Raw genomic sequence first — 6176 nt, forward strand, 5'->3', positions numbered from 1 at the left:
ATGTTTGCTTGAAGTACCTCCAAACAATTATTCGAGAGCGATCAACGATAAATGCCGTCTCATAACCCAGGGCCTCCGATAAGCCCGCCGAACGGCCGTGATATCGGACCCAGCTGACTATCAATCCATCTTTCACCGCACCCACGTCCCTTCAAGATGCAGCTTTTCCTCGACACAACCCGAACACCACAGCGGACCGAACTGGGTTCACAGGCCACGAACAGAAAAGCCGGTAGCTTCAATTAGCGCTTCACGAGTGATCAAATTTGGGGGCATTACCGCACCAATGGCTTGTTCGGCGACTACGTCCGCAATCTGGTGCTGATGGTCGTCGACGTGCTCGTTATGCGACTTCCGCCGGGGCACTACTACCGGGTAGATTCCTAGGTCCAAGAGTCGAAGTATCGTTCCCACGCCCGCGTGCGTTACAACCAGATCGGCAGACTGCGCGGCCGCGTCGAAGTCCACGCTCGACATCTCCGAGTGTACTTCTCCGGGCAGATTGGATCGACCGGTGCAGCCAAGCTGCCAAACAGTTCTGTCGTTAACAAGTCCGGTGGCCAAGAGACCGTCCACTAATGCATCGAATCGATATGGCTGAATCGTTCCAAGCGTCACGAATACCTGCGGATCATCCACTATCGATCTTTCAATGTGGGCGTACCTGTCGAGCACCGTACCTCGATAATGCCATTTTCCGCCCGCCCAAGACCTGTATTGGCACGATAGCTTGATACCTGGGTGCGCGGACAGTATTCGACCACTGAGCGATGGCCCGGTCACTCGTGACACACTTTCGATGTAAAAGGACGGAACTCCGCGTGCATGCGCGAGCAGCAATCCAGGAACCGCCAAGGCAGCCCCGGTACTGACCGCCGCAGAGAATCCCCCACCCTTCCAGTCAATTTCTTTTTGCATATAAGCAAACGCCTTCGCTGCCTTCGACACGCCCCTGGGTGGTATATACGGGACAAATAGCGTGTTCCTACCGGCAAGCAGTGATCGACTTTGAGGATTGTCAAATGTAATCCATAAAGAGTCGTCTCGACTCTGTACCGTCCGGGACCACTTCACTAGTTGTGCAAGATGACCTCCAGTCGAGGCAATAAGCATGTGCCGACCCGGCTCGATGTCGTTCAAAGTGCCCCCTACTCCGATGCTCCGGAAAAAGCTGTTGATGTCGCATTAACCTTGCGTCGGCGGTCTTTCACGGGCCGCCGTTCTGCTTCTTCTCTCACCCGTACAAAGCTCCCCACAGCCGAGCGCAACGTCTGAAGTGGCGCGAGGCGAGCAGTCCGCAGTAGCTGAAATCCGCGGTACCGGGGCAGGCGACGACCGCCCAAGGTTGCGCCGGCCATCCGACCGGCCAGTGTGGTTCGTCGTCTCACCTGAAGTGGTTGCACAGCCGCAACTTGACTGAGGTCCGCGGGCTTAGCACCCAACACACCTGACGAGATTGCGCGCCGGATAATACTGTCCCCCAGTGCGGTTCGCGCCACCAGCACGCTTATCCCCTCCCTGTCTCCGAAGTCTGGATATCCCCGACCGTCGGCGTGCCAGAAGTCTCCAGCGGTAATATCGGCGCTCTCTCCAATGCCGTCAGGGCATATCTTGCAGCGCCACTGAGTAGTCGGTCCAAGAAAGCGTCCCCACGAATCGTTGTAGCTCGCGGTTACGGTTCGTCCGCCATCTGTTCGGACAGTGAAGTCGCCTGGCCACCCGTTACCCCTATATCGCAGATATTCAACTCTTTCCTCGTTCGTATCTATTCCGAGGTGCTGAATTAGCCGTTCCGTAGCAAATTGACTCGGAGTGCCGGCACAGAAGAAGGACAAGAGTAGTGGTCGTTCGGAACCCCGCGCGTCGAGAAGCTGCTTCACTGCCGAAACGTCGCAGGGCTTGCCGACAAAGATCGACTCGTTCGCGCTATCCAATCGACAGCATCCCGCGGCCGCTACCGGGGCATAACGAGAGCCCGCAGATTTCAGCGCTTCCTCCTTTGTGGTAAGCGCCACGGCGGTGGAAACGCGTGCATCGGCGGGGGATTGTACGACGCCCGCCGAGGACGTGTATTGTCCGGTGTCCAGCAACCAACTCACTATTGCGGTCAGGGTCCCGCCGCTGCTGCCTGAGTGTCGAATCGAAGGATCGATTGCCCATGCCTCCCAGGCGGAGATAACAGGTCCAAATATGGAGTGTCGGGACCCACCCTCGATTAACCGCGCCTCGACCGTCACGCCAGGGCACGCCCTTGAGAATTCCGACACCGCCTGAGGCTCGATCTCTATCGCAACGTCGTCATCCCAAGTCGGTCTCAGGTAGCCATCATCGTTGAACGTCATTTTGATGTTGGAGCTCAGTTGGGAGCACATCCCACACCCGGAGCAGTTCCCCCTTTCAACTACTTTCGCGACTTCGTTCTTCAATGACCTCGACATGCCGCGCTCCTCTCCAACTCTTCAGCAGCTCTTTTCATGTGGGCGTCTACGTTGGACCTTAGCTGCGGCATTTCATCTCGAAGTTGATCTTCACGCCGACAAAGGCTCACGATCCTCTCGGCCATATCGCCCGGAAATCTCAGGTCGACAGTGTATTGCCACCCTATTCCTCTGAGGAGTGGCTCAAATTTTCGCGAATACGCCATGGCAATCGCCGGGGTCCCCACCGAAAGGCCGTTCAAGCACGCGTGCATGCGGGCTCCGAGTAATAGGTTGGAACCTGCAGCAAAATCTCGAACTTCCGCCAACGAGGTTGGAATGAAGACATCGACCGGCTTACCGATGGCGTCCGCCGCCGCCTGTACCGAGGGCACATCATTGTCGGCCTTCTCGCTGTCGAGTACGTGGGCAAAAAATGACAAATCGCGTCCTTCGTCGATTAATCGACGACAAACGTTAATAACAGTTTCGCGATATTGCCGAAAATCGACATGCGAATTCTCGTTCCATAGAAGTCCCGATACGTTAATCGCAATGTCCCTAATAGGTGGCGCTTTGATTGAGGGGATCGCGAAGACTACGTCAGTCGCTAGGACGGCTCGATCTAGGCCTATCGCTGTGCAGTACGATGCACTAGCCTCGTCGCGCGCGATGATGCCGTTCGCCAGTCCGCCTGAAGCCTTTCCGAGCATCTGGCCCAGCTTGCTGTTAAATGGCCCGATCGTTTGCGGCCCCATTACAATTGGAATTCCGCACGCGTGGACAAGCCTGGCGAAGGCACTCATGACTGCCAATCGACGCACGCCATATATGTCGCTGAAGCTGTCGCCCCACCTCATGTCGACGACCAAGTCATAACCCGACAACCACGACCGGAGAGGCGAAGTTCGCGTGAACTGTTCCTTTACCAGCGTCCGCTCGCGGATCGGAATCGGCGCGGCCCCGGCACCGAAACTCTGAAATTCGACAGATGCCGTCGGCCAAACTGTGTGAACAAGTGATTTTGCACCTTCGGCAAGAGCCCGGACGCCCAGGTTCGGTGAGCTTGCGTCCGCCCACAATACAAGTACTTTCATCTACATACCTTTGCCTCTCCGAGATCTCCGAGGTGTACCTTTGGAGTCCGGCCACCGATAGATACCGACTGTTGATTCGGAAGCCAATCTGGTGTGTGACCGTCTTCGGACGGTACGTCCAATGCGTACGCGCAGTACCGCGCCGCCTATGCGTCGTCCAGATTTCGCATGGGGCGGGCTGGGACTCCCGCCACGACGGTGTTCGCGGGAACGTTCGCTGTGACGACCGCACCAGCCGCGACTATCGATCCGTCACCGATAACGACCCCCGGTAGCAGTACCGATCGAGCGCCAATCCAGACGCCGTTACCTATCGAAATCGATTTGGCGATCGGCCGCCCGGCTCTCCGGTTAGTGCGTCCAATGTCGTGCGTGCTAGTTACGAAGAGTACATCCATCCCGATATCGCAGTTTCGACCAATCTTGATCCGAGCCGATGTGTTGAACCTGCATCCGTAGTTGACGAATGTTCCAGTTCCAATGCTGACCCGCCGGCTTCCGAACCAAACACCGGATGAAATGATGCTTCGCTCTATATCCATCCCGATGGCGCGCAACAGTAGCCACCGAGCTGGCCTCGGTACTATCGGTGAGGCAACAAGGAAGTTCAAGACGAGGTCGCGGCCGGTTCCAGGCCATATCTTCTTCAGGACGACTGAAAATCTCATTGAAGGAACCCGGCGAGCTCTTCGTGGCACCATTGAAAATTGCATGCATGCGCATCGTAGTGAGCAGCACTACCTGTCTTAGCTGAACCGCGCAACAGCGAGGCGGCGCGACCCCTGATGACCAATGCCATCCTTGTTCCTCTCGACTACAGTTTCGGTCCATTAGCTGGGCGTTTCAATGCATATGGACGCCTGGCGCGCCACGTTCAACTCTGTCCTGAACTTTGGACGGGTTCCGGTTGGCGGACACAAAGAGCGTCTCCGCTTCCGCCTTGGCTAGGGTTTCGAAATGATGTCGTTTTGCTCCAGTTTCCTGCGCGCTGTAGACCACACACGCATCCAACCATCGCTCCCAATATCGCAGCTGTGGGCGAGCCGAGAGGCATCGGGGCGACGAACGATATAGCCAAAAAGCCTAGGGCAGCGGCAGAGATTCCGGAAGCTAGGCGGGATGAACTGCCGGTTCGCAATATCGGTATAAGAACAGGAATTACGGTAGCGGCCCCAAACAGAATTAATCCGACGATTCCTGTCTTTGCAGTCGCCCACAGGTAGAAGTTGTGAGCATAGTATGGCGCTTGTTCGAACATCCATGTACCGCGCCCGCCGGCCGGTGGCTTGTACGCGTAGCCGAAACCGTGGCCGAAGACGGGCGCTTCATATACGGATTGCCTGAGAAGGTCGTTCTCTTCCTGCCTGAACAACGCCGATGGATCTCGTTGTAGGGTATCCGAATTGATGCCTTCAACTACACGCGCCGAATAGCTATTTACCTGCACCGTGACCCACTTCATTCCCGGCAAGTCGGACATCGCAGGGCTTGCAGCGAGGAAGGCGATGGCTCCGATAGTTGTGCCTCCCAGGACAATCCGCGCGGTGGCCGCAAATGCTGCGTTCAGACTCCTGAGGGCGACCAATGCGGCGATTACAGTGATCGCGATGCCAAGGATGTGGTTTCGGGAGAAGGCTAGAAAAAGGATGAGAATCGACGGCAGCGTCCATGACCACGTCACCCGGAATGGCACGGTTCCCAGCACTGCAAGTGCGACGCAGATGCAAAGCGTGGCGAGTGCGGGATAAGTGGCGGCTGTAAGGTACCTGGTCGCTTCGGCCGATTCGCCCACCAAGGCTGCCTGCTCGGATCTGCCCGCCAGAGCAATTCCCGCTGTGGATGCAGTCAAGATGAGCACGACAGAGCCCCAAAGGACCCATTTCATTACAACGGCACATCGCTCAGCGACCGGTGTGTTAATCACTGTAGCGGCGACAACGAGCGCCATAAAGAGCTGGCCCAGATTTCGCAGATCACCGATCGTGTGAACGCTCAGGTTGCCCGTTAGGGTCGCACTTCCCACACCAATCAGTAGCCACGTCGCCAGCAGACTAAGATTAAACTTGGTCCACCTATTGATACTGATACGCAAAGCTGCCATTAATGCGGCAAACAATGCGATTTCATATGCCGGGAATGTGAAGCCGCCAAGACTGAAACTTGGCGTCAAACCTGCGGGAAGCGCAGCACATCCTAGAACGATAGTCGCCGGGGCAAGCCAGTCGGGTCGGTATACAAATATTGCGGCGCCGACGACGGCGAGCAGCACAATACCTACGAGGGTCGAATTCGATGCTGCAGTGTATCCCAGGAAAGTGGCTGCGGTGGCGAGAGTGGCACCAAGTACGCCTACTCTGACTCTCTCAGTTGGCAAATTGGCTCCCATTCTCGGTCTGCTCGATTCCACAATCGCTCTGGTGCGTGAGCGGTAATGGGCGCTTGAATCAGGGACTACGGGCACGAGGTCTGCCACCTGTTGAACATCAGGGATTGTTCCCCTGTCCCTGCAGATGGCGGTGCGGCAGCGACCCGGCTGCGACGGCGTCGGCCAGCGAGGGGGCCGCCCGGTCCTTGTCGGACAGCTGGTGGTGCAGGGGCGCCCCGTCGCGGCCGGTGGTGGGCCAGTCGATGCCGATCTGCGGGTCGAGGGGGTCGATCTCGT

The 6176-nt window shown here is 57.1% G+C and carries 5 protein-coding genes and 1 pseudogene; all 6 read right to left on the reverse strand.

Annotated elements, in window-relative coordinates:
* Positions 1-207 precede the first annotated feature (207 nt).
* Positions 208-948: a glycosyltransferase gene (locus G6039_RS31310; protein WP_161780468.1), complete on the reverse strand. Its 741-nt coding sequence runs from the start codon at positions 946-948 to the stop codon at positions 208-210.
* Positions 949-1148: 200 nt separating this feature from the next.
* Positions 1149-2438, reverse strand: coding sequence for a Coenzyme F420 hydrogenase/dehydrogenase, beta subunit C-terminal domain (locus G6039_RS22295; protein WP_080688657.1), 1290 nt, complete (start codon positions 2436-2438; stop codon positions 1149-1151).
* Positions 2423-3514: a polysaccharide pyruvyl transferase family protein gene (locus tag G6039_RS22300; protein ID WP_080688658.1), complete on the reverse strand. Its 1092-nt coding sequence runs from the start codon at positions 3512-3514 to the stop codon at positions 2423-2425. The genes G6039_RS22295 and G6039_RS22300 overlap by 16 nt, the downstream gene beginning before the upstream one ends.
* A 146-nt stretch (positions 3515-3660) precedes the next feature.
* The gene (locus tag G6039_RS31485) at positions 3661-4227 is read right to left on the reverse strand and encodes an acyltransferase (RefSeq protein ID WP_080688659.1); all 567 of its coding nucleotides are present in this window, start codon (positions 4225-4227) and stop codon (positions 3661-3663) included.
* Positions 4228-4388: 161 nt separating this feature from the next.
* Complete coding sequence (locus G6039_RS22310) at positions 4389-5783, reverse strand: O-antigen ligase family protein (RefSeq protein ID WP_161780470.1); 1395 nt, start codon at positions 5781-5783, stop codon at positions 4389-4391.
* A 214-nt stretch (positions 5784-5997) separates the two neighbouring features.
* Positions 5998-6176: pseudogene (locus G6039_RS30790) on the reverse strand (dTDP-4-dehydrorhamnose 3,5-epimerase family protein); the annotation flags it as partial.

The organism is Rhodococcus aetherivorans, from assembly GCF_011058165.1.
In the GTDB taxonomy this organism is placed as follows: Bacteria; Actinomycetota; Actinomycetes; order Mycobacteriales; family Mycobacteriaceae; genus Rhodococcus; species Rhodococcus aetherivorans.

Excerpts from the sequence above, each read along its gene's own strand:
- G6039_RS31485 (WP_080688659.1), bottom strand. The coding sequence starts at position 4,227 with ATGCAATTTTCAATGGTGCCACGAAGAGCTCGCCGGGTTCCTTCAATG.
- G6039_RS22295 (WP_080688657.1), bottom strand. The coding sequence starts at position 2,438 with ATGTCGAGGTCATTGAAGAACGAAGTCGCGAAAGTAGTTGAAAGGGGG.
- G6039_RS22300 (WP_080688658.1), bottom strand. The coding sequence starts at position 3,514 with ATGAAAGTACTTGTATTGTGGGCGGACGCAAGCTCACCGAACCTGGGC.